This window comes from Streptomyces sp. NPDC041940 (assembly GCF_055589465.1).
The window spans coordinates 204,541-223,976 of the sequence record NZ_JBVJBP010000003.1; the positions used below are offsets into that span (position 1 = coordinate 204,541).

21 protein-coding genes are annotated in these 19,436 nt (G+C 72.8%); 12 read left to right on the top strand and 9 right to left on the bottom strand.

Translation table 11 applies throughout. The annotated features are described in order from the left end of the window. The first annotated feature begins 65 nt into the window (after positions 1 to 65). On the top strand, positions 66 to 1,232 hold the full coding sequence (xylA, locus tag ACZ6I3_RS08235; RefSeq protein ID WP_261683683.1) for a xylose isomerase: 1,167 nt from the start codon (positions 66 to 68) through the stop codon (positions 1,230 to 1,232). A 106-nt stretch (positions 1,233 to 1,338) separates the two neighbouring features. Further along, positions 1,339 to 1,659 (top strand): hypothetical protein, encoded by a 321-nt coding sequence (locus tag ACZ6I3_RS08240; RefSeq protein ID WP_469412783.1) that lies wholly within the window; start codon positions 1,339 to 1,341, stop codon positions 1,657 to 1,659. Here ACZ6I3_RS08240 and ACZ6I3_RS08245 read toward each other — a convergent pair. Both ACZ6I3_RS08245 and ACZ6I3_RS08250 read right to left on the bottom strand, forming a co-directional pair. Then, entirely contained in the window at positions 1,648 to 2,925 is a 1,278-nt protein-coding gene (locus ACZ6I3_RS08245; protein WP_469412784.1) for an SWIM zinc finger family protein, read from the bottom strand. The genes ACZ6I3_RS08240 and ACZ6I3_RS08245 overlap by 12 nt on opposite strands. Then, complete coding sequence (locus ACZ6I3_RS08250; protein WP_469412786.1) at positions 2,925 to 5,759, bottom strand: DEAD/DEAH box helicase; 2,835 nt, start codon at positions 5,757 to 5,759, stop codon at positions 2,925 to 2,927. The genes ACZ6I3_RS08245 and ACZ6I3_RS08250 overlap by 1 nt, the downstream gene beginning before the upstream one ends. A gap of 313 nt (positions 5,760 to 6,072) precedes the next feature. On the opposite strand from ACZ6I3_RS08250, the gene ACZ6I3_RS08255 reads away from it, so the two are divergent. Further along, positions 6,073 to 6,255 (top strand): hypothetical protein, encoded by a 183-nt coding sequence (locus ACZ6I3_RS08255; protein WP_469412788.1) that lies wholly within the window; start codon positions 6,073 to 6,075, stop codon positions 6,253 to 6,255. A gap of 36 nt (positions 6,256 to 6,291) precedes the next feature. On the opposite strand, the gene ACZ6I3_RS08260 is transcribed toward ACZ6I3_RS08255, so the two are convergent. Together ACZ6I3_RS08260 and ACZ6I3_RS08265 are read right to left on the bottom strand one after the other, a co-directional pair. Further along, entirely contained in the window at positions 6,292 to 7,176 is an 885-nt protein-coding gene (locus tag ACZ6I3_RS08260; RefSeq protein WP_469412789.1) for a hypothetical protein, read from the bottom strand. A gap of 133 nt (positions 7,177 to 7,309) precedes the next feature. Further along, complete coding sequence (locus ACZ6I3_RS08265) at positions 7,310 to 7,606, bottom strand: hypothetical protein (RefSeq protein WP_469412791.1); 297 nt, start codon at positions 7,604 to 7,606, stop codon at positions 7,310 to 7,312. Positions 7,607 to 7,705: 99 nt separating this feature from the next. On the opposite strand from ACZ6I3_RS08265, the gene ACZ6I3_RS08270 reads away from it, so the two are divergent. Beyond that, entirely contained in the window at positions 7,706 to 8,608 is a 903-nt protein-coding gene (locus ACZ6I3_RS08270) for an oxygenase MpaB family protein (RefSeq protein WP_469413123.1), read from the top strand. Positions 8,609 to 8,617: 9 nt separating this feature from the next. On the opposite strand, the gene ACZ6I3_RS08275 is transcribed toward ACZ6I3_RS08270, so the two are convergent. Next, a complete protein-coding gene (locus ACZ6I3_RS08275; protein WP_469412793.1) occupies positions 8,618 to 9,217 on the bottom strand; it encodes a class I SAM-dependent methyltransferase in 600 nt (199 codons plus the stop codon). Between the two features lie 153 nt (positions 9,218 to 9,370). Here ACZ6I3_RS08275 and ACZ6I3_RS08280 point away from each other — a divergent pair, with 153 nt between their 5' ends. From ACZ6I3_RS08280 to ACZ6I3_RS08300, 5 genes are all read left to right on the top strand, one after another. Beyond that, complete coding sequence (locus ACZ6I3_RS08280) at positions 9,371 to 10,144, top strand: MHYT domain-containing protein (RefSeq protein ID WP_469412795.1); 774 nt, start codon at positions 9,371 to 9,373, stop codon at positions 10,142 to 10,144. Between the two features lie 70 nt (positions 10,145 to 10,214). Next, a complete protein-coding gene (locus tag ACZ6I3_RS08285; protein ID WP_469412796.1) occupies positions 10,215 to 12,731 on the top strand; it encodes a sensor histidine kinase in 2,517 nt (838 codons plus the stop codon). Next, positions 12,728 to 13,165: a roadblock/LC7 domain-containing protein gene (locus tag ACZ6I3_RS08290; RefSeq protein ID WP_469412799.1), complete on the top strand. Its 438-nt coding sequence runs from the start codon at positions 12,728 to 12,730 to the stop codon at positions 13,163 to 13,165. The genes ACZ6I3_RS08285 and ACZ6I3_RS08290 overlap by 4 nt, the downstream gene beginning before the upstream one ends. 22 nt (positions 13,166 to 13,187) lie before the next feature. Next, a complete protein-coding gene (locus tag ACZ6I3_RS08295; protein WP_469412801.1) occupies positions 13,188 to 13,598 on the top strand; it encodes a DUF742 domain-containing protein in 411 nt (136 codons plus the stop codon). Positions 13,599 to 13,636: 38 nt separating this feature from the next. Continuing rightward, complete coding sequence (locus ACZ6I3_RS08300) at positions 13,637 to 14,242, top strand: GTP-binding protein (RefSeq protein ID WP_469412802.1); 606 nt, start codon at positions 13,637 to 13,639, stop codon at positions 14,240 to 14,242. Between the two features lie 25 nt (positions 14,243 to 14,267). Here the strand turns inward: ACZ6I3_RS08300 and ACZ6I3_RS08305 are convergent, their stop codons facing one another. Next, positions 14,268 to 14,696, bottom strand: coding sequence for a PPOX class F420-dependent oxidoreductase (locus ACZ6I3_RS08305; protein WP_469412803.1), 429 nt, complete (start codon positions 14,694 to 14,696; stop codon positions 14,268 to 14,270). Positions 14,697 to 14,800: 104 nt separating this feature from the next. Between ACZ6I3_RS08305 and ACZ6I3_RS08310 the strand changes: the two genes are divergently transcribed. The 3 genes from ACZ6I3_RS08310 (at position 14,801) to ACZ6I3_RS08320 (ending at position 16,716) form a co-directional block, all read left to right on the top strand. Beyond that, positions 14,801 to 15,214 (top strand): roadblock/LC7 domain-containing protein, encoded by a 414-nt coding sequence (locus ACZ6I3_RS08310; protein WP_468188710.1) that lies wholly within the window; start codon positions 14,801 to 14,803, stop codon positions 15,212 to 15,214. Between the two features lie 126 nt (positions 15,215 to 15,340). After that, positions 15,341 to 16,267, top strand: coding sequence for a DUF6397 family protein (locus ACZ6I3_RS08315; RefSeq protein WP_469412805.1), 927 nt, complete (start codon positions 15,341 to 15,343; stop codon positions 16,265 to 16,267). Positions 16,268 to 16,344: 77 nt separating this feature from the next. Then, the gene (locus ACZ6I3_RS08320) at positions 16,345 to 16,716 is read left to right on the top strand and encodes a VOC family protein (RefSeq protein WP_469412807.1); all 372 of its coding nucleotides are present in this window, start codon (positions 16,345 to 16,347) and stop codon (positions 16,714 to 16,716) included. 4 nt (positions 16,717 to 16,720) lie between these two features. On the opposite strand, the gene ACZ6I3_RS08325 is transcribed toward ACZ6I3_RS08320, so the two are convergent. From ACZ6I3_RS08325 to ACZ6I3_RS08335, 3 genes are all read right to left on the bottom strand, one after another. Further along, complete coding sequence (locus ACZ6I3_RS08325; protein WP_469412808.1) at positions 16,721 to 17,470, bottom strand: SDR family oxidoreductase; 750 nt, start codon at positions 17,468 to 17,470, stop codon at positions 16,721 to 16,723. Positions 17,471 to 17,505: 35 nt separating this feature from the next. Next, positions 17,506 to 18,459, bottom strand: a complete 954-nt coding sequence (locus ACZ6I3_RS08330) for a DMT family transporter (protein ID WP_469412809.1) — start codon at positions 18,457 to 18,459, stop codon at positions 17,506 to 17,508. A 92-nt stretch (positions 18,460 to 18,551) separates the two neighbouring features. Further along, on the bottom strand, positions 18,552 to 19,424 hold the full coding sequence (locus tag ACZ6I3_RS08335) for an acyl-CoA thioesterase (RefSeq protein WP_382824798.1): 873 nt from the start codon (positions 19,422 to 19,424) through the stop codon (positions 18,552 to 18,554). Between the last annotated feature and the right edge of the window lie 12 nt (positions 19,425 to 19,436).

The window sequence follows — 19,436 nt, forward strand, 5'->3', positions numbered from 1 at the left end:
GGTGCTCGCATACTAATTTGTAAATCGCCATGACGAAATAGTCTCAGCGAGCGAGGAGCCGCGGCATGAGCTACCAGCCCACCCCCGAGGACAGGTTCACCTTCGGCCTGTGGACCGTCGGCTGGCAGGGACGGGATCCCTTCGGCGACGCCACGCGACGTGCCCTCGACCCGGTCGAGTCGGTGCAGCGTCTGTCCGAGCTCGGCGCGCACGGCGTCACCTTCCACGACGACGACCTGATCCCGTTCGGCTCGAGCGACACCGAGCGCGAGGCCCACATCAAGCGCTTCCGGCAGGCGCTGGACGCCACGGGCATGAAGGTCCCGATGGCGACCACCAACCTCTTCACTCATCCGGTCTTCAAGGACGGCGCGTTCACCGCCAACGACCGCGACGTGCGCCGCTACGCGCTGCGCAAGACCATCCGCAACATCGACCTCGCCGCCGAGCTCGGCGCTCAGGTGTACGTGGCCTGGGGCGGCCGTGAGGGTGCCGAGTCCGGTGCCGCCAAGGACGTCCGCGCGGCCCTGGACCGGATGAAGGAGGCCTTCGACCTGCTCGGCGAGTACGTCACCTCCCAGGGCTACGACCTGCGCTTCGCGATCGAGCCCAAGCCGAACGAGCCGCGCGGCGACATCCTGCTGCCGACCGTCGGCCACGCCCTGGCGTTCATCGAGCGCCTGGAGCGTCCGGAGCTGTACGGCGTCAACCCCGAGGTCGGGCACGAGCAGATGGCCGGGCTGAACTTCCCGCACGGCATCGCGCAGGCGCTGTGGGCGGGCAAGCTGTTCCACATCGACCTCAACGGCCAGTCCGGCATCAAGTACGACCAGGACCTGCGTTTCGGCGCCGGTGATCTGCGTGCCGCGTTCTGGCTGGTCGACCTGCTGGAGTCGGCCGGCTACACCGGCCCGCGGCACTTCGACTTCAAGCCCCCGCGGACCGAGGACCTCGACGGGGTGTGGGCGTCGGCGGCCGGCTGCATGCGCAACTACCTCATCCTCAAGGACCGCGCCGCGGCCTTCCGGGCCGACCCGGAGGTCCAGGAGGCGCTGCGCGCGGCCCGCCTGGACGAGCTGGCCCAGCCCACCGCCGCGGACGGCCTCCAGGCCCTGCTCGCCGACCGGTCGGCCTTCGAGGCCTTCGACGTCGACGCGGCCGCCGCCCGCGGCATGGCCTTCGAGCACCTGGACCAGCTGGCCATGGACCACCTTCTGGGAGCGCGCGGCTGAGTCCACCGCCTGGAATGCTACGGAATCATGCGATCCACGCCATGGGTCCGTATCAACTCCCGTGCACCGCTCGCGTCCTGAGCGGTGCACGGTGACCCTGGTCGCCATGGCCCTGTCGCCCGTACCGCCTCAGCGGCGGAACCCGCTGCTCATCCTGATCACCGTGCTCGTGGCCGCCGCAGCCGTGTGCGCGGTGGTGCTGATGGCCAGGGGAAGCGACGGCTCGCCGGACCGGGAGCCGCCCGCCGGGAGCACGAGCCGCACCCCTGCTCCGTCCTACGGCATCCCCACCAAGCTGCCCACCGAAGTGCCCAGCGAGCTGCGGACCCGGTTGCCGTCGGGCTTTCCCAGCCGGCTGCCGAGCGATCTGCCCAGCGACCTCGAATCGCTCCTCCCGTCCCTGGACACCGGCGAACTACTGCCGTAGGGGCGCCTCTTCCGGTGCGGTTCCGTCTCCGGCGGCCGGCTCAGCCGACGTCAGGGCCGTCGCCGGATCCTGTGCGGCGCCTCCCGCGGGCACCCAGCGGCCGCGTTCCTTGCGGTACGGCCACCACCGGCCGTCCCGGCCGAGGCGCAGCTGGACCGGTGCGCCGGCGACCGTCCACCGGTTGCCCCGTGCCCGCAGCCCGGGCCGCTCGTCCGTGTCCCAGGCCGACTCCAGGGCGGCACGCGCGCGTGCGAGCGTTTCGCCCTCGACCCGCCACTCCTCGTCGAGCACGGCGAGTGCGGCCGTACCGCCGAGGTGCCAGGCACGGACCGCCGCCTCGAGCCCCTCCCGGCCGCGTCCCGACCCGTCGGCGAGACGATCCGCCACATCGCGTCCGGGGGCGCCCGCGGCCAGCCGCACCGCGTCCTGCGCCACCGTCAACTCCGCCTCGGGGGTGCCCCGGAGGGCCCCCGCGAGCAGACGGTGGGCCTGTACGGCGGTCCGTGCGGCCAGGAACTCCAGCGCGGCCGGGTCGATGCCGGGCGCGGGCGGCGTCTCGGTGTCCAGGGACGGCGGCAGCCCCGGCCCGTCGGGGAGTGCGGGCAGGTCCGGCAGCGGAGGCAGGATGTCACCGGCCGCATACGCCTCGGCCGCGTCCACGCCCTCCGGCCCGGAGGACTCCGCTGCGGATCCGCCGCCGCGGGTCTGGAGATCGTCCAGCAGGGCGGCTTCGTCGCGGCCCCGCATCAGCATCAGGACGAACGGATCCTGGTCCAGCAGGCGCGCCACCTGGTAGCACAGCGCCGCCGTGTGCCCGCAGTGGTCCCAGGCGCCGCAGTCGCACTCCGGCTCCAGATCGCCCAGGCCCGGCAGCAGTTCGACACCAGCGGCCGCCGCGTCCTCGACCAGGTGCGGCGGCATCTCCCGGTCCAGCAGTGCCGCCACATGCCCGGCCCGCTCCACCGTCATGTCCAGGAAGCGGTCCCACTGCTCGGGCGAGAGCTCCTCCAGCAGGACGTCGGCCCGGTGCGCCGTGCGGTCGCGGCCCTGGACGACGGCCGTGAGCCGTCCCGGGCGCACCGACACCGCGCCGACCGCACCCGCGCGGGCGAGCCGTCGGCCCGACTTGAGCTGCGCCGAGTCCAGCGCCGTGTCCTCCAGGGCCTTCAGCCAGGCCTGGCCCCACCAGGTCTGCGCGAAGCCGCGCCCGTGCGCGGGCGGCAGCGCGGCGAACGTGCGCTCCGTGTCACCGTCGTACCGAGTCATCACAGGTCCCCTCGCAGTTCGACCAGTTCCGCCAGTTCCGCGTCCGTCAGCTCCGTGAGCGCCGCCTCGCCGGAGCCCAGGACGGAGTCCGCCAGCTCCCTCTTGCGGACCAGCAGTTCGGCGATGCGGTCCTCGATGGTTCCCTCCGCGATGATCCGGTGCACCTGCACGGGCCGGGTCTGGCCGATGCGGTAGGCGCGGTCGGTGGCCTGCGCCTCGACGGCCGGGTTCCACCAGCGGTCGTAGTGCACGACGTGCTCGGCCCGGGTGAGGTTCAGACCGGTGCCCGCCGCCTTCAACGACAGCAGGAACACCGGCACTTCGCCGTCCTGGAAGCGCCGCACCATGGCCTCCCGCTCGGCGACGGGCGTCCCGCCGTGCAGGAACTGCGAGGGCGTGCCGCGGGCGGCCAGGTGCCGTTCGAGGAGGCGGGCCATCTGGACGTACTGCGTGAAGACCAGCACGCCCGCCTCCTCGGCGAGAATCGTCTCCAGCAGCTCGTCCAGCAGTTCCAGCTTCCCGGAACGTCCGGCGATCACCGGGCGCTCCTCCTTGAGGTACTGCGCCGGGTGATTGCAGATCTGCTTGAGGCCGGTCAGCAGCTTCACGATCAGGCCGCGTCGCGCCATGCTGCCGGCGCCGGAGATCTCGGCCAGCGCCTCGCGCACCACCGCCTCGTACAGACCCGTCTGCTCCGGGGTGAGCGACACGGCGTGATCGGTCTCCGTCTTCGGCGGCAGCTCGGGCGCGATCCCCGGGTCCGCCTTGCGGCGGCGGAGCAGGAACGGCCGTACGAGCCGGGCCAGCCGGTCCGCGGCGGCCGGGTCCTGACCGCCCTCGACGGCCTCCGCGTACCGCCTGCGGAAGGTGCCGAGCCGGCCCAGCAGGCCCGGGGTGGTCCAGTCGAGGATCGCCCACAGCTCCGACAGGTTGTTCTCCACCGGGGTGCCGGTGAGCGCCACGCGCGCGCGTGCGCCGATGGCACGCAGCTCCCGCGCGGTCGAGGAGTACGGGTTCTTCACGTGCTGGGCCTCGTCCGCCACGAGCAGGCCCCACGGCACCTGGGTGAGCCGGGGCGCGTCCAGGCGCATCGTGCCGTACGTGGTGAGCACGAACTCCCCGTCGGCCAGGTCGTCGAGGCTGCGCCGTGCACCGTGGAAGCGCCGTACGGGGGTGCCGGGCGCGAACCGCTCGATCTCCCGCTGCCAGTTGCCCATCAGGGACGTCGGGCAGACCACCAGCGTGGGCCCGGCGGACTCGGCGTCGGACTGCCGGTGCAGGTGCAGGGCGATCAGCGTGATCGTCTTGCCGAGCCCCATGTCGTCGGCGAGGCAGCAGCCGAGACCCAGGGAGGTCATGCCGGCGAGCCAGTTCAGGCCCCGCCGCTGGTAGTCCCTCAGGGTGGCCGAGAGGGCGGCGGGCTGCTCCACGGGCCGCTGTGCCTCGGGGTCCGCGAGCCGCTCCCGCAGGGCCGCCAGCCATCCGGTGGGCCGTACCTCGACCCGGCTGCCCGCCACTTCCGCCCAGCCCGTCAGGGCCGCGCCCAGCGCCTCCACCGGTGTGACCTTGTGGTCCTGCCGGGAGCGGGCGAGCCGTACCTCCTGAGGGTCGATCAGGACCCACTGGTCGCGCAGCCGCACCACAGGGCGCTTGGCCTCGGCGAGCCGGTCCAGCTCCTCCCGGCTCAGCCGACGGTCGCCCAGCGCGAACGACCAGTTGAAGGCGAGCAGCGCGTCGGCGGACAGGAACGACGGAAGGGCCGCGGCGGACCTGCCGGACTCCTCCGCCTCCTCGTCCGAAGGCCCCACCGGCCCCACCTCCGCGCGCGTGCTGAACTCGCGGGTCAGTCCCTTCGGCCAGTGCACGTCGACCCCGGCCGCCGCCAGCGCACGGGCGCCCGCGCCGAGCAGTTCGGTGACCTCCTCGTCGGCGAGGTCGACGGCGTCCGGCACGGTCGCGGACAGCAGCGGCGTGAGCGGGGCCCAGGCCCGGGCCGCGCGCCGCAGGGCGAGCAGGGCGTCCATCCGCGCGCGCGGGCCGAAGGCCTCGCCCTTGGAGCCGGCCCAGACCTCCGCGGCGTCGGCGACCAGCGCGGGATCGCTCACGCCGTGCACCTGGAGCACGGCCCGGAACGAGACGTCCGCGTCGGCCGCCGCGTTCGTCAGGCCGGGCACCTCGATCCGCAGCGACAGCCGCACGCCCGCGTCGTGGCCCGCGGCGACGTCGGCGGCCCAGGTGCGTTGCTCGGGCAGGTGCACCGGCTCGGGCGACGCGAAAGCGGGACCGCCGGTCACCAGCGGTGCGGCGGGGGAGCGGGGCAGGGTGTCGGCGACGGCGTCGAGGAAGGCGCGCAGGAGCCGCTCCGGGTCGGGCAGCCGCAGCGGCCCCGCGCCCGCGACGGGCACGGCGTGCGCCTCGGGCGGCATCGCGGCGGCGAGCCGGCGCAGGGCCTCGACGTCCTGGGCGCGCAGGGGACCCGTGCGCCAGGCGTCGTGGTCGCCCGGGGACAGCCCCGGCAACAGCAGCCCGCGCGCCGCGAGGTGCAGGGCGTGCACGGCCGCCGCGCCCCAGAACACGGTGGACCGGTGTCCCGACGCGCTCACCCGCGCGCTGGTGAGGACCGGCAGGGCCGCGTGTACCGGCATCAGGACGGCCGGCACGCTCTCCGCCTCGACTCCGTCGCCGCCGGGCACGACGACGGTCAGGTTCGCGGCGGAGGCCGCTGCCAAGGTCGGCGATGTCGCGGACGCCGCTGCCAAGGTCGGCGGGGCCTCGCCGTCGGGCCGCCAGAAGGCGATGCCGCCGGTGCGGGCCGGGTCGCCGGGCAGGAACACGGCGCGACAGTGGGTCAGTTCGGAGGGGACGGAGGCAGGTGCGGTGGAGGGCGAGGAGGGGGATGCCGGGGAAGTCGAGTACTCGGCTATGACTGATTCCTCAAACTTGACTAGTGAGTCGGAGTCGCCGAGGGTACAGCACGTCTGGCGCACACGGGTATGACTAAGGTGTGAGCTGGGTCACTATAAGGGGGTCGGGGGTGTGTACGGGTCGCACCTCAGGGATGTCTCAGGGTCGCGGTCAGGAACCGCCGCGGGCGCGGGCCCGTTTTCGAGACAGAGAGCGGCAGTGGCCGCGAAGGAGGCGACACTCATGTCCAAGAACGCCAAGATCGCCGCAGGTGGTGTGGCGGTCGGGCTCATCCTGTTGATCTGGCTGCCCTGGTGGGCATCGCTCCTGATCATCCTGGGCGTCCCGACCGCCGCGTATCTCATGCTCGACCCGTCGCAGCGGCGCAGGCTGCGCCGTGCCACCCGTAAGGAGATCGGTCGCTGAGGCGCCGGCCCGGCGCGGCCGAAGGCCGTCGCCGGATCAGTTCGGCCGCACGGCCATCTTGTCGAGCGCGTCGAGGAGCCCCGGCAGCTCCGGCCCCCGGCCCACCGGCAGGACCTCGCCGGGTTCCTCGTCGAGCAGCACGAAGGCGATGTCGTCGGTCCTGGCCACGAGCGACCAGCCCGGACCGTCCGCCCGCAGGATCCGCGCGTCACCCGTCGCGAACGACGAGCGGACCCGGCCCAGCGGCGGCGGCGAGTCGATGTAGGTGCGGGCCTCCGCGAGGACCCGCCGGATGACGCTGCGGCCCGGCCGGCCGCTCTCCCCGCTCCCGTCCGGAGCGCCGGCCGCCTCGCCCTGGTCCTCGTCGTCCGGTGTCCGGTCCTCGTCGTCCGGCGCGTCCGAGGGCCCAGGCACCGGAAATTCCGAGTCGTCCACCTGCTCCCGCCATATCGCCCACTGCAGCGCGATCTCGTCCGCGCCCAGGCGCCGCTGCGCCGGCCCCCAGACGGTGGTGTCCGGCGGAGCCAGCGGAGGCCGGTCGTCGGCCTCCGGGCCGGGATCGTGCGGCGCGGGCACACCGGGCGCCGCGACGGCGACCGCGAGCGGCCAGCCGGGCAGAGCCGCGACGACCGAGCGCTCGTCGGGCGACAGCTCGTACTCCATGCCGCAGTCCCAGGACGCGATCGCGACGGCGACCAGGGAGACGTCGTCGATGGCGACGGTCCACCGGCAGCCGTCGCCGTCCTGGCCCAGCACCAGCCCGTACCCGTCGGCGAGCGGTGCGAGACCGAGCGCCGCGCACGCCTCCGGATAGTCGTCGCCCAGGACGCTCGGGAACTTCGCAGGCGTCAGCAGCACCGCCGTGAGCACATAGAGCGCGTCGTCCGCGGCGGCGACGGCGTCCTCGTCCGTCCCGGCCATCCCAGCCTCCCCATCGATTCGTCCAACGGCGCGCACCCTAGTGCGCGCGTAAGCCGCTTGTCACTGCCCGCAAGCGCACCCGAGCTGCAGTTTTCCGGCGGACAGGGCGAATCGGCCGTCCGGACCCCGCTCATCACGCCGTCGGCAGCCCCAGCAACTCACGGGCCACGGTCCGCGGCGACTCGCCGCGTTCCCGCGCGAGCGCGATGACGGCCCGGCAGGCCAGCTCGTTCACCCCGAACGACAGTGCCTCCGGCGACACCCAGCCGGCCGCCTCGTCGGCCCGCTCCTGGTCGTCCTCGGCGCCCGCCGCGACATAGACCGCGGCAGCCTCGAAGAGATTGTGCGGACGTTTGTCCCCGCCCGTCTTCGTCTCCGTGCGCAAGGCACCGGCGACTCGCCCCCCGGCCTTGCGGAACCTGCCCCACATACTGACCACCTTCCCCCAGTGCGGTTGTTGTGTCTGATCATTCATCTCCCGGTCACCAACGTAAAGTTGGAGAACCTGTGGCAGAAGGGGGACGGCACGGTGAAGCGCTTCGACCGGCTGGTTCAGATCCGGCGGATGGACCCGTACCAGGAGGCGACGGAGATCTACCGGCTGAGCGTGGCGTACGAGTTCCCCTGGGACTACACCCGCGCCCTGGAGCTGGCCCTGTACCGCACCTACGCCGTCCCGAGCATCGGCCGGCTGCTAGCGCAGACCGCGGAGCTCACGGAGCGGACCCAGAAGCGCTACGACGACACCTCGCTGCTCCTGGACGCCGTCGTCGAGCACGGCTTCGGCAGCGACCCGGGGAAGACGGCGATCCGCCGCATCAACCAGATGCACCGCGGCTACGACATCAGCGACGACGACATGCGCTACGTGCTCTGCACATTCGTCGTGATGCCCAAGCGGTGGATCGACGCCTACGGGTGGCGCAGGATGTCACGCCACGAGACCGTCGCCAGTGCCGTCCACTACGGCACGCTGGGGCGGCACATGGGCATCAAGGACATCCCCGAGACCTACGAGGAGTTCGAGACCTGCCTCGACACCTACGAGGCGGCCCACTTCGCCTGGGACGCGGAAGCCCGGCGGGTCTCCGACGCCACGCTCGACCTGATGGCGTCCTGGTACCCGAGCCCACTCGCACCGCTGCTGCGCGCCACGACCCTCGCGCTGCTCGACGACGCGCTCCTGCACGCCTTCCGCTACACCCCGCCGAGCACCGCCACGCGCGCGTGGGTGCGTCGCGCGGTACGGCTCCGAGGGCGCGCCGTCCGTCTGATGGCGCCCCGGCGCGCCCCGCACTTCGCCCGCCAGAACTGGGAGATCAAGGGCTACCCGTACGGATACCGGCTCGCCGACCTCGGCACGCGTCCGGTCCCGGGCCTCAGGGGCTGCCCCGTGCGGCTCATGGAGGCGACGGACGACGAGGCCGGATGACACGCCGGCTCAGTCCTCGCGGACGGAGAGCGCCAGGAAGCGGATGTCCTCGTCGACGTACGACGTCATGCGCCATCCGGAACCGGCCAGCAGCGGACGGAGGTTGGGCTCGGCGCGTAGGTCGTCCGGGGTGAGCGGGCGGCCGTGGCGTGCGGCCAGCGCCGCCCTGCCGATCGGGTGGAACAGCGCCAGCACACCACCGGGACGCACCACACGCGCCAGCTCGCGCAGGTTCTCGGCCGGACTCGCCAGGTGCGAGACGAGGCCCGCCCCGAACACCGCGTCCAGCGACCGCGAACGCAAGGGCAGCGCGGCGACGTCCGTGAGCAGCAGCTGCCCGTCACGGTCCCGTCCGGCCCGTACGGCCTCCCGCAGCATGGCCGGGGTCAGATCGGCCCCGAGGACCACCCCCGAGGGCCCCACGGCGTCCCGCAGCGGCGGCAGGGCCCGTCCGGTGCCGCACCCCGCGTCGAGCACCCGGTCGCCCGCGCGCAGTCCGAGCTCGGCGACCGCCGCCGCGTAGGCCGGACCGTCGTCCGGGAACCTGCTGTCCCAGCCGGCGGCGCGGGGGGCGAAGAACTCCTGGACACGCGTCTGGTCGTCGCTCATGTACCGCATGATTCCTCACCGGCACGGATCGACGCCTCTGTGCACATGTTCGAGCGTGACGCGATCGTTCCGGTACATCCTTGCGTCACATTCCAATACCTTTCGAAATGCGCCCCTTTCGTGCGCCCTTGCCGGGTCTAGCGTCCCGGGGCCATGGGACATCTGGACCACGCCGCCCTGGGGTGGCTGACCCCCGCGCTGTCGTACGCGATGGCCTGCACCGGCGCCGCGCTCGGACTGCGCTGCACCGTCCGCGCGCTCGGCACCACCGGGCGTTCGCGCCGCAACTGGCTCGTCACCGCCGCCTCGGCGATCGGCACCGGCATCTGGACCATGCACTTCGTGGCCATGCTCGGGTTCGGCGTCGACGGCACCGACATCCGCTACGACGTGCCGCTCACCCTGCTGAGCCTGCTCGTCGCCATGGTCGTCGTCTGCGCCGGCGTCTTCGCCGTCGGCTACGGCCGGGACCGCGGCCGGGCCCTCTTCCTCGGCGGCCTCACCACCGGCCTCGGCGTCGCGAGCATGCACTACCTGGGCATGGCGGCCGTCCGCCTGCACGGCGACGTGACCTACGACCCGGTGCTCGTCGGGCTCTCCGTCCTGATCGCCGTCGTCGCGGCGACGGCGGCCCTGTGGGCGGCGCTCAACATCAAGTCGCCCGTCGCGGTCACCCTCGCCTCCCTGATCATGGGCGCGGCCGTCAGCAGCATGCACTACACGGGGATGTTCGCGGTGAGCGTGCGGGTCACGCCCTCCGGGGAGGCGCTGCCCGGGGCCACGGCGATGCAGTTCATCTTCCCCCTCGCCGTCGGCCTCGGGTCCTACCTCTTCCTGACCTCGGCGTTCGTCGCGCTCTCGCCGACGGCGGGCGAGCGCGAGGCGTCCGCCTCGGCCCAGCTGCCGGTCGAGAGCGTCGCCCCCTAGGGACTCCTGATGGATCTCCGCGGCGGCACGACGCCCGGCCCGCCCCCGAACACTCTTCAGCGAGGAGTCCATGCGTACACCCCGTAGGACCCCCACAACCGGCGGCGAGGCGCCGCCCCCGCCCGTGCGCGGCCGCCGCGCGCACGCCGGGCCACCGGCGGACGAGAGCCCGGAGGCGCCCTCGCGCGCCGCACCGGACGGGGCGGCGCCGCGCGCGGAGCGCTGGCACATACGTCCGCGCACCGTGCGCGCCAAGATCGTCTGCCTCCTGATGGTGCCGGTCGTCTCCCTCCTGGCCCTGTGGGCCTACGCCACCGTCACCACCGCCCAGGACGTCGCCCGGCTGCGGCAGGTCCAGCGCGTGGACGCCATGGTCCGCGCCCCCGTCTCCGCGGCGGTCGCCGCCCTCCAGGCCGAACGCGCGGCCGCGGTACGCCACGCCACCGACCCGTCGGCCGTACCGTCAGGCGAACTGGACGAACTCGCCCGGCGCACCGACCGCGCCGTCGCCACACTGCGGCTCGGCAAGAACAACACCGTCGCCGACAGCGAGGAACTCCCCGCCGGAGTCGCCCGCCGGCTGGAGGCGTTCGTCACCGGCACGGAGGAACTGCGGCCGCTGCGGACCGCGGTGCGGGACGGGAGCGTGGGCTGGGCCGAGACGTACAGCCGCTACACGCGGACCATCTCGGCGGCCTTCGGCGCCGGCGGTGCCCTCACCGGCATCCAGGACGCCGACCTCGGCTCCGACGCGCGCGTGCTGCTCGAATTCGCCCGCGCGGGCGAGGCGCTGGCCCAGGAGGACGCGGTGCTGGCCAGTGCCCGCCTGTCCGGCACCCTGACCGGGGAGCGGCTGCGGCTCTTCACCGGCGCCGTCGACCTGCGCCGCACCCTCACCGAATCGGCCGTCGCCGACCTGCGCGGCACCGAACGCTCGGCATGGAACGCCCTCGCCGACAGCAGCGCCTACGCGGGCCTGGGCGACGCCGAGGACGGGATCCTCGCCCGCGGGCCGGGCGCCAGGGCGGTCGAGGCGGCGCCCGAGAGCACCTGGAACACCGCTCACACGCGCGTGCAGCACGGCATGCGCACCATCGAGGACGACGCGGCACGCGGTGTCGCGAAACGGGCCGACCCGTTCGCCCGGGGACTGCTCACCCCGGCCGGCGCCGCCGTCCTGCTCGGTCTCGCCGCAGTCGCCGCCTCGCTCGTCATCTCCGTACGCATCGGACGCGGCCTGGTGGTGGAACTGGTCGGCCTGCGCAACGGCGCCCTGGAGATCGCCCGGCGCAAACTCCCCGAGGCCATGCGGAGACTGCGCGCGGGCGAGGAGATCGACGTCCGCGCCGAGGCGCCGCCGGGACCGCCCGCGGAGGACGAGGCCGGACAGGTCGCCGAAGCCCTCCACACAGTCCATCGCGCCGCGCTGCGGGCCGCTGTGGAGCGCGCCGAGCTCGCCAGCGGCATCTCCGGCGTCTTCGTCAACCTCGCCCGCCGCAGCCAGATCCTCGTCCACCGGCAGCTGAGCCTCCTCGACAGCATGGAGCGCCGCTCCGACGACCCGAACGAGCTGAGCGACCTCTTCCGCCTCGACCACCTCACCACCCGTATGCGGCGCCACGCGGAGAGCCTGATCATCCTCTCCGGAGCCGCCCCCGGCCGGGCCTGGCGCATGCCCGTCGTCCTGACCAACGTGGTCCGCGCGGCCGTCTCCGAAGTCGAGGACTACGCGCGCGTGGAGGTACGGCCACTCCCCGAGGCAGCCGTCATCGGCACGGCCGTCGCCGACCTCACCCACCTGCTCGCCGAGATCATCGAGAACGCCGCCCAGTTCTCGCCGCCCCACACGCGCGTGCGCGTCACCGGCGAACCCGTCGGCAACGGCTACGCCGTCGAGGTCGAGGACCGCGGCCTCGGCATGGGCCAGGAGACCCTCGCCGAAGCCAACCGCCGCATCGCGCAGTCCGAGGCACTCGACCTGTTCGACAGCGACCGGCTCGGCCTGTTCGTGGTCAGCCGACTCGCCGCCCGGCACGACGTCAAGGTCCATCTGAAGACCTCGCCCTACGGCGGCACCACCGCCGTCGTCCTGCTGCCCACCGCCCTCCTGCACACCGGAGCGACGGAACGTTCCCCCGGCGAAGCGGAACACGCGCGGCAGCCCGAGGAACGCGCCTACGCGCGCGTGCCCGACGACACCCCGCTCCAGGACGTCGCCCCCGCACCGGCCGACCGGCGCGCCCTCGTGGCTCCCGTACCGGCCGCGGCCGAGACCCCGCGCCACACCCCACCCCCAGGAGTCGCCACCTTGCGACTGCACCGACCCCAGGAGCAGCCCGAAGGCTCCGAGGACCTCCCGCGTCGCGTACGACAGGCCAGTCTCGCTCCCCAACTGCGCGAGGGGCGCCCCGAGGAACCGCCACCGACGCCGGCTCCCCAGGACGACGAACGTACCCCCGAAGTCGTACGCGACCGCATTGCGGCGTACCGCGACGGCTGGGCACGAGGCGGCGGCAGGCGACCCGGTCGCGGCACCACTCCCGGCCCCGCGAAGGGCAGAGACAGCAGCGAAGGAGACCCCGCATGATCCAGGACCCGAGCACGCACACCGCCCGGCGCTCCGGCGAACTCGACTGGCTGCTGGACGATCTGGTGCTCCGCGTGAGCGACATACGGCACGCCGTGGTCCTGTCCAACGACGGCCTCGCCGTAGGCGCCTCGACCGGCCTGCGGCGCGAGGACGCCGAACACCTCGCAGCGGTCGCCTCGGGCTTCCACAGCCTCGCCAAGGGAGCCGGACGGCACTTCGGCGCCGGCGGTGTCCGCCAGACCATGGTGGAGATGGACGAGGGTTTCCTGTTCGTGGCCGCCGCCGGCGAGGGCTCCTGCCTCGCCCTTCTCACCGCCGTGACAGCCGACATAGGACTTGTGGCGTACGAGATGGCCCGCCTGGTCAAACGCGTCGGCGAGCACCTCGGCACGGCGCCCCGAGCCGGCGCGCGGCCGCCCGCCGCCGGATGAGCCGAGAGAGCGGTCCGCGCAGATGACCGAGGACATGACGGGCACCCTGAGCGAGCAGGGCAGCCAGTGGTACGACCACGAGGCCGGCCCGCTCGTCCGCCCCTACGCCATGACGGGCGGACGCACCCGGCCCGGCCCCACCGGCGTGCGGTTCGACCTGATCGCCCTGGTCACGCTGGATCCCGGCGCGCCCGGCGTGGACGACGCCCCGCTCGGCCCGGAACACCGGACCCTCCTCGACCTGTGCCGCCCGGAGACCCAGTCGGTTGCCGAACTCGCCGCCGGAGCGGATCTGCCCGTGGGCGTGATCAGGGTCCTCCTCGGTGACCTCCTGGAACTCGGCTGCGTCACCGTCAGCCGCCCCGTACCGCCGGCCCAACTGCCCGACGAACGGATCCTGCGCGAGGTGATCGCGGGACTGAGGGCGCTGTAGATGACCGCACACCCCACCCGACACGAGAGAAGTGACCTATGGTCTCCGAGCACTCCGACGCCTCAGGCGGCGACACCGGCGCACTGGCGTTGAAGATCCTGGTCGCCGGCGGCTTCGGCGTGGGCAAGACCACGCTGGTGGGCGCCGTCAGCGAGATCCGGCCGCTGCGCACCGAGGAACTGCTCAGCGAAGCGGGGCAGTCGGTGGACGACACCGGCGGCGTGGACCACAAGACCACCACGACCGTCGCCATGGACTTCGGGCGCATCACCATCCGGTCCGGCCTCGCCCTGTACCTGTTCGGCACGCCGGGCCAGGACCGGTTCTGGTTCCTGTGGGACGAGTTGTCACAAGGGGCGCTCGGCGCGGTGGTGCTCGCGGACACCCGCCGTCTGGAGGACTGCTTCCCGGCGGTCGACTACTTCGAGCACCGGCGCATCCCGTTCGTGGTGGCCGTCAACTGCTTCGCGGGGGCCCGGCAGCACGGCGCCCCGGATGTCTCGCGCGCCCTCGACCTCGACCGGGGGACGCCCGTGGTGCTGTGCGACGCCCGGGACCGCGACTCGGGGAAGGAGGTGCTGATCAGGCTCGTCGAGTACGCCGGGCGGATGCACACCGCCCGGCTCCTCGACTCGGTCCGCTGAGCGCAGACCCGGACTCGCCCCGCGGTCAGTCCGCGATGTCCCGCTCCGCCAGGACCCGGTCGACGGCGACACGGACGAGCAGCTCGCCCGGGACGCCGTTGCGCACGCCGAACTCCTCGGCGCGGTCCTCGCCCATGTACCGGGCGCCGATCCGCGTCGCCCAGTGCCGCACCTCGTCGAGGTCGCTCACCAGTCGGGCACGGCCCTGGACCACCACGAAGGAGAAGGGCGGCCGGTCGTCGTCCACACACAGGGCGACCCGGCCGTCACGGGCGAGATTGCGCCCTTTCACGGTGTTCTCGCCGGTGTTGAACACCACCTCGTCCCCGTCCAGCAGGAACCAGATCGGGGCCACGTGCGGACTCCCGTCGGCCCTGACGGTGGAGAGCTTCGCGGTGCGGGTGCCGTAGGAAACGAACTCCCGCCATTGCGCATCGGTCATCTTCTCTGCCATGGCTCCCATCCTCCTTGCCCCGGCAGCGGTCGTGGGGAAGGCTGGCGTGGAGATCCTCCGGCCAGGGGGAGAATCGCACGGGGAGAAAACGGGGAGATCGGAACATGGCGCAGAACCAGGGACTCGACTGGCTGCTGGACGACCTGACCGAGCGCGTCCACCAGGTGCGGCACGCACTGGTCCTGTCCAACGACGGCTTGGTGACCGGGGCGAGCACGGGACTGCGCCGCGAGGACGCGGAGCACCTCGCGGCCGTGTCGTCCGGGTTGCACAGCCTGGCCAAGGGCTCGGGGCGGCACTTCGGCGCGGGCAGCGTACGCCAGACGATGATCGAGTTCGACGACGCGGTGCTCTTCGTCACCGCGGCCGGCACGGGCAGCTGTCTGTGCGTCCTCAGCGGTGCCGAGGCCGACATAGGCCAGATCGCGTACGAGATGACACTTCTGGTCAACCGGGTCGGCGAGCATCTCGACGTGGATGCCCGCCAGCCGGAACGGAAGCCGACCACAGAAGCCTGACCTGCGGATTCGCCCTCCTCCGCGGAGTTATCCACAGGCTCGTCACGCAACGTGCCGGAGCGGTTACGGTTCTCTCACGGCGACCGCACACGGCGTGAGCCGCCGACTCCACGGGGGAGACCGACCATGTCAGGCACCATCGCGAAATCCGACCGCCTCACCTGCGCCCCGAGCCGGGCCGCCCGGGAACTCGACCTCAGGCGCGGTGAGTTCGACCTCGCGGTGAATCTCGGGCTCATCCGGACCGTTCCCGACGAAGGCGGCGGAGGGCTGCGCGTCGCCCGCGCCGAGATCGACCGGCTGCGCGCCGGGGACGGCTTCCCGGACGAACTGCGCGAGCGGGTCGCGACCGCCGGCACCCATGAGGGCGCCGGGCTCCTCGGGGTGACTCCCGCCAGATTCACCAGTCTCGCCCGCTTCGGCCTGCTCGTGCCGGTGAAGTTCTATCTGAACCGCTATCGGGCGGTCGTCTGGCTGTATCTGGCCGAGGAACTACGGCAGTTCGCGGCGGAGGAGAGCAACGCCCGACTGCTGAAGGGGCGCACACCCGCACAGATCCGGGAAGGGCAGAAGGACGGGCTGGACCGGCGGCCTCGCAACTGGCGGGGACGCCACATCGGATTCCTGACGCGGGAGGCGGGGGACGACGCCTGGGCTCGCGCGGCAGCCGTCGCCTGTCTCCTCGACCCCGCCGACGTGGCGGAAGTCGTGGCGGACCCCTACGAGCGCGCCCACCTGAACCGCCTCCGTCCTCGCCTCCCGGCGTACGGCACCCCCGGTTCACCCGCCGCCGAACGGGCCGAGACGCTCATGACCGTGAGCGAGTCGGACGAAGTGGCCTGGTTCCGAGCGGACCTTGCCCACACGATGGAGACAGCGCGGAGGCAGCACCCGGCACCGCTTCCCGCCCCGGAAGCGGCCCCGACGCCACCGGCAGCGCCGACCGCGCCACCCCCGGTTCCGGCTGGAGACCGGCCCGAGACCCCGGACCGCGCCCCCTCACACGGCCTCCTGGGATGGCTGCATCGCAGAGGCCGGCGACGCTCAGGGTGAAAAGGGACGAGTTTCCGATGAGTTTCCGGATGCGTCCCGGTCGGAATTCCGAGGAGACCATTTTCCAGGAGGCGATCATGTTCAGTGAGACGAAGGCGTTCAGCGGGTTCTCGGTGAACGACATCGACGCGGCCAGGACGTTCTACGGCGAGACGCTCGGACTCCGGGTGTCCGAGGAGAACGGCCTGCTGTTCCTGCACATCGCGGGTGACCGGGACACCCTGGTCTATCCCAAGGAGGACCACACCCCGGCGACGTTCACCATCCTCAACTTCCCCGTCGACGACATCGAGGCCGCGGTCGACGAGCTGGCGAAGAGAGGCGTGCGTTTCGAGCACTACGACCACCTCAAGTCGGACGACAAGGGCATCTTCCGCGGCGGCGGCCCGCTGATCGCCTGGTTCACCGACCCCGCGGGGAATGTGCTGTCCGTGCTCCAGGAAACCTGACCGGTCAGTCGTCAGGAGTCAGAACGGCCGGCGCCCCGGCGAGGATGCCGCCGTCCACGATGAACTCGCAGCCCGTCGAGAAGGTCGCCTCGGTGACGATGAAGAGCACCATGCGGGCGACCTCCTCGGGCTCGCCGAACCGGGGGACGGGCTGCCCCGCGGTGTACGCGTCGCCGAAGCCGGCCGTCATCCGGGTGCGGATGGCGCCGGGGTGGACCGAGCAGACCCGGACCCGGTCGGGCGCGAGTTCCAGCGCGGCGACCTTCGTCAGGCCCCGCAAGCCCCACTTGCTGGCCGCGTACGCCCCGACACCGGCGTAGGCGGTCAGCCCGGCGAGGGAGGACATGTTCACGATCACGCCGCCCCCGGCCCGGCGCAGCGACGGTGCCGCCGCGCGCATGCCCAGCCAGGCACCCGTGAGGTTGACGTCGACGACCCGGCGGAACGACGCGGGGCTCTGTTCCTCCATCGGGCCCCAGTCGATGACCCCCGCGATGTTGACCAGGACCGAGACCGGGCCGAGGTCCCGCTCCGTCTCGGCCAGGGCCCGCTGCCAGTCGTCCTCGGCGGTGACGTCCAGATGCAGGTAGCGGGCCGGGCCGCCGAGCTCGGCCGCCAGGGCAGCCCCTTCGGTGTCCCGGATGTCGGCGACCACCACGGAGGCGCCCTCGGCCGCGAGCGCGCGTGCCACCGCGGCCCCTATGCCTCCGGCACCGCCGGTGACGATCGCCACCCGCTCGCTGAGACGCTCCATCGTGACCTCCTCGGCTCAGGGTGCTCCCGCCGTCTTCAGGGTGCTCCCGCCGTCTGACGTTCCTCGCCCGGCGCCACCAGCGACTGGGTGAGCGGGATCCGCGCCAGGGCGAACACCCCCGCGGCGATCAGTGCGACGCCGAACAGCTGGGGCAGCAGCCACCACCCGGAGCGGATCGTCTCCTCGTACAGGAGGATGCCGAGGGTGAGGCTCACCAGCGCGTCGCCGAGGGTGAGCGCGGGCTGCGAGGCGACCAGCGGGCCGGCCTGCATGGCGTTCTCCAGCAGGAACAGGGCGCACACGCCGGTCACGGCGAAGGCGTACGTCTGCCACGCGGTGAAGAAGCCCACGAGTCCCTGCTCGTCGAGGATGTGCATGGCGGCCTTCATCAGGGCCGCGGTCACCGCGTAGCTGATCGCCGTCGCGGCACCCAGGCAGGCCGCCCGGGCGCGGCCCTCCGGACGCTTGAGGGCGGCCAGGGCGAGGGCGACGACCGCTCCCGCGCACACGGCGAGCGCGGGGATCCAGCGGTCCAGCTCCACATGGGTGCGATTGCCCGTGGGGGACGCGGCGGCGAGCGCCACCGCCAGCCCTGCCACCACCACCGTCACGGCCAGCCAGCCCGCGCCCGGCAGATGCCGGTGCATCAGCAGGGAGGCGACGACGAGGGTGAGCGGAAGTTCCAGCACGAACAGCGGCTGCACGATCGTCAGTGGCCCGGTCGCCAGCGCCAGCGCCTGGCAGACGGCGGCCGCGATCACCGCGAGGATGCCGGCCAGCCAGACGCGCCGTCGCAGCAGATCGAGGATCAGCCCGGCCCGGAAGCCCTCGGAGCGCGGCACGGTGAGCGCGGCCTTGCGCTGCAGCACCGTCGCGACGGCATTGCTGAAGGCCGCGCAGATCGCGAAGAGGACGGGGAGCACGGTGTGCAGCGTGGCCACCTCCCGGATCGGCGGGCGTGTGACGCCGGCGGTGCCTCCTCCTGCCATGGTCACCGGATCGGGACACGGGCGCGAACGGAGTGCCGAAGCGCGCGTGTCCCGAGCGGCGGAACCCCGGGCCGGTCCAGCCCGCGGACCGATCAGTCCAGCTTGCGGAAGAGACCTTCCTGCACGACCGAGACGACCAGCCGGCCCTCACGGTCGTAGATCCGGCCCCGGGCCAGACCACGGCCGCCGACCGCGATCGGCGACTCCTGGTCGTACAGCAGCCAGTCGTCGGCGCGGAACGGGCGGTGGAACCACATCGCGTGGTCCAGGGACGCCATGTCGAAGCCCCGCGGCCCCCACAGCGGCTCGACCGGGATGCGGACGGCGTCCAGGAGGGTCATGTCGCTGGCGTAGGTGAGGGCGCAGGTGTGGACCAGCGGGTCGTCGCCCAGCGGTCCGACCGCGCGCATCCACACCGCGCTGCGCGGCTCGGAGTCCTCGACCTCCTCGGCGCTCCAGCGCAGCCGGTCCACGTAGCGGATGTCGAAGGGCTGGCGGCGGGCCATCCGCTCCAGCTGCTCGGGCAGCGCGCCCAGGTGCTCCCGGATCTCGTCCGTGACCGTGGGCAGCGACTCCGGGTCCGGGACCTTGCGGGCCGGCGGCAGCTGGTGCTCGAAGCTGCCGTCTTCCGGCTTGTGGAAGGAGGCGGTGAGATTGAATATCGTGCGGCCCTGCTGCACGGCCGTGACCCGGCGGGTGGTGAACGAACGCCCGTCGCGTACCCGCTCGACCTGGTAGACGATCGGCACACCCGGGATGCCCGGGCGCAGGAAGTACGCGTGCAGCGAGTGCACGGGGCGGTCGCCCTCCGTGGTGCGGCCGGCGGCGACCAGGGCCTGGCCCGCCACCTGGCCGCCGAAGACCCGCTGGAGGGACTCCTGCGGGCTGCGGCCGCGGAAGATGTTGACCTCGATCTGCTCCAGGTCGAGCAGGTCGACGAGTCTCTCGGCCGGGTTCGTCGTCATGAGTGGGATTCT

What these genes read in the sequence shown, in the direction of transcription:
- xylA (WP_261683683.1), top strand. Translation starts at nt 66, where the DNA reads ATGAGCTACCAGCCCACCCCCGAGGACAGGTTCACCTTCGGCCTGTGG.
- ACZ6I3_RS08240 (WP_469412783.1), top strand. Translation starts at nt 1,339, where the DNA reads ATGGCCCTGTCGCCCGTACCGCCTCAGCGGCGGAACCCGCTGCTCATC.
- ACZ6I3_RS08245 (WP_469412784.1), bottom strand. Translation starts at nt 2,925, where the DNA reads ATGACTCGGTACGACGGTGACACGGAGCGCACGTTCGCCGCGCTGCCG.
- ACZ6I3_RS08255 (WP_469412788.1), top strand. Translation starts at nt 6,073, where the DNA reads ATGTCCAAGAACGCCAAGATCGCCGCAGGTGGTGTGGCGGTCGGGCTC.
- ACZ6I3_RS08260 (WP_469412789.1), bottom strand. Translation starts at nt 7,176, where the DNA reads ATGGCCGGGACGGACGAGGACGCCGTCGCCGCCGCGGACGACGCGCTC.
- ACZ6I3_RS08265 (WP_469412791.1), bottom strand. Translation starts at nt 7,606, where the DNA reads ATGTGGGGCAGGTTCCGCAAGGCCGGGGGGCGAGTCGCCGGTGCCTTG.
- ACZ6I3_RS08275 (WP_469412793.1), bottom strand. Translation starts at nt 9,217, where the DNA reads ATGAGCGACGACCAGACGCGTGTCCAGGAGTTCTTCGCCCCCCGCGCC.
- ACZ6I3_RS08280 (WP_469412795.1), top strand. Translation starts at nt 9,371, where the DNA reads ATGGGACATCTGGACCACGCCGCCCTGGGGTGGCTGACCCCCGCGCTG.
- ACZ6I3_RS08285 (WP_469412796.1), top strand. Translation starts at nt 10,215, where the DNA reads ATGCGTACACCCCGTAGGACCCCCACAACCGGCGGCGAGGCGCCGCCC.
- ACZ6I3_RS08290 (WP_469412799.1), top strand. Translation starts at nt 12,728, where the DNA reads ATGATCCAGGACCCGAGCACGCACACCGCCCGGCGCTCCGGCGAACTC.
- ACZ6I3_RS08295 (WP_469412801.1), top strand. Translation starts at nt 13,188, where the DNA reads ATGACCGAGGACATGACGGGCACCCTGAGCGAGCAGGGCAGCCAGTGG.
- ACZ6I3_RS08300 (WP_469412802.1), top strand. Translation starts at nt 13,637, where the DNA reads ATGGTCTCCGAGCACTCCGACGCCTCAGGCGGCGACACCGGCGCACTG.
- ACZ6I3_RS08305 (WP_469412803.1), bottom strand. Translation starts at nt 14,696, where the DNA reads ATGGCAGAGAAGATGACCGATGCGCAATGGCGGGAGTTCGTTTCCTAC.
- ACZ6I3_RS08310 (WP_468188710.1), top strand. Translation starts at nt 14,801, where the DNA reads ATGGCGCAGAACCAGGGACTCGACTGGCTGCTGGACGACCTGACCGAG.
- ACZ6I3_RS08315 (WP_469412805.1), top strand. Translation starts at nt 15,341, where the DNA reads ATGTCAGGCACCATCGCGAAATCCGACCGCCTCACCTGCGCCCCGAGC.
- ACZ6I3_RS08320 (WP_469412807.1), top strand. Translation starts at nt 16,345, where the DNA reads ATGTTCAGTGAGACGAAGGCGTTCAGCGGGTTCTCGGTGAACGACATC.
- ACZ6I3_RS08325 (WP_469412808.1), bottom strand. Translation starts at nt 17,470, where the DNA reads ATGGAGCGTCTCAGCGAGCGGGTGGCGATCGTCACCGGCGGTGCCGGA.
- ACZ6I3_RS08330 (WP_469412809.1), bottom strand. Translation starts at nt 18,459, where the DNA reads ATGGCAGGAGGAGGCACCGCCGGCGTCACACGCCCGCCGATCCGGGAG.
- ACZ6I3_RS08335 (WP_382824798.1), bottom strand. Translation starts at nt 19,424, where the DNA reads ATGACGACGAACCCGGCCGAGAGACTCGTCGACCTGCTCGACCTGGAG.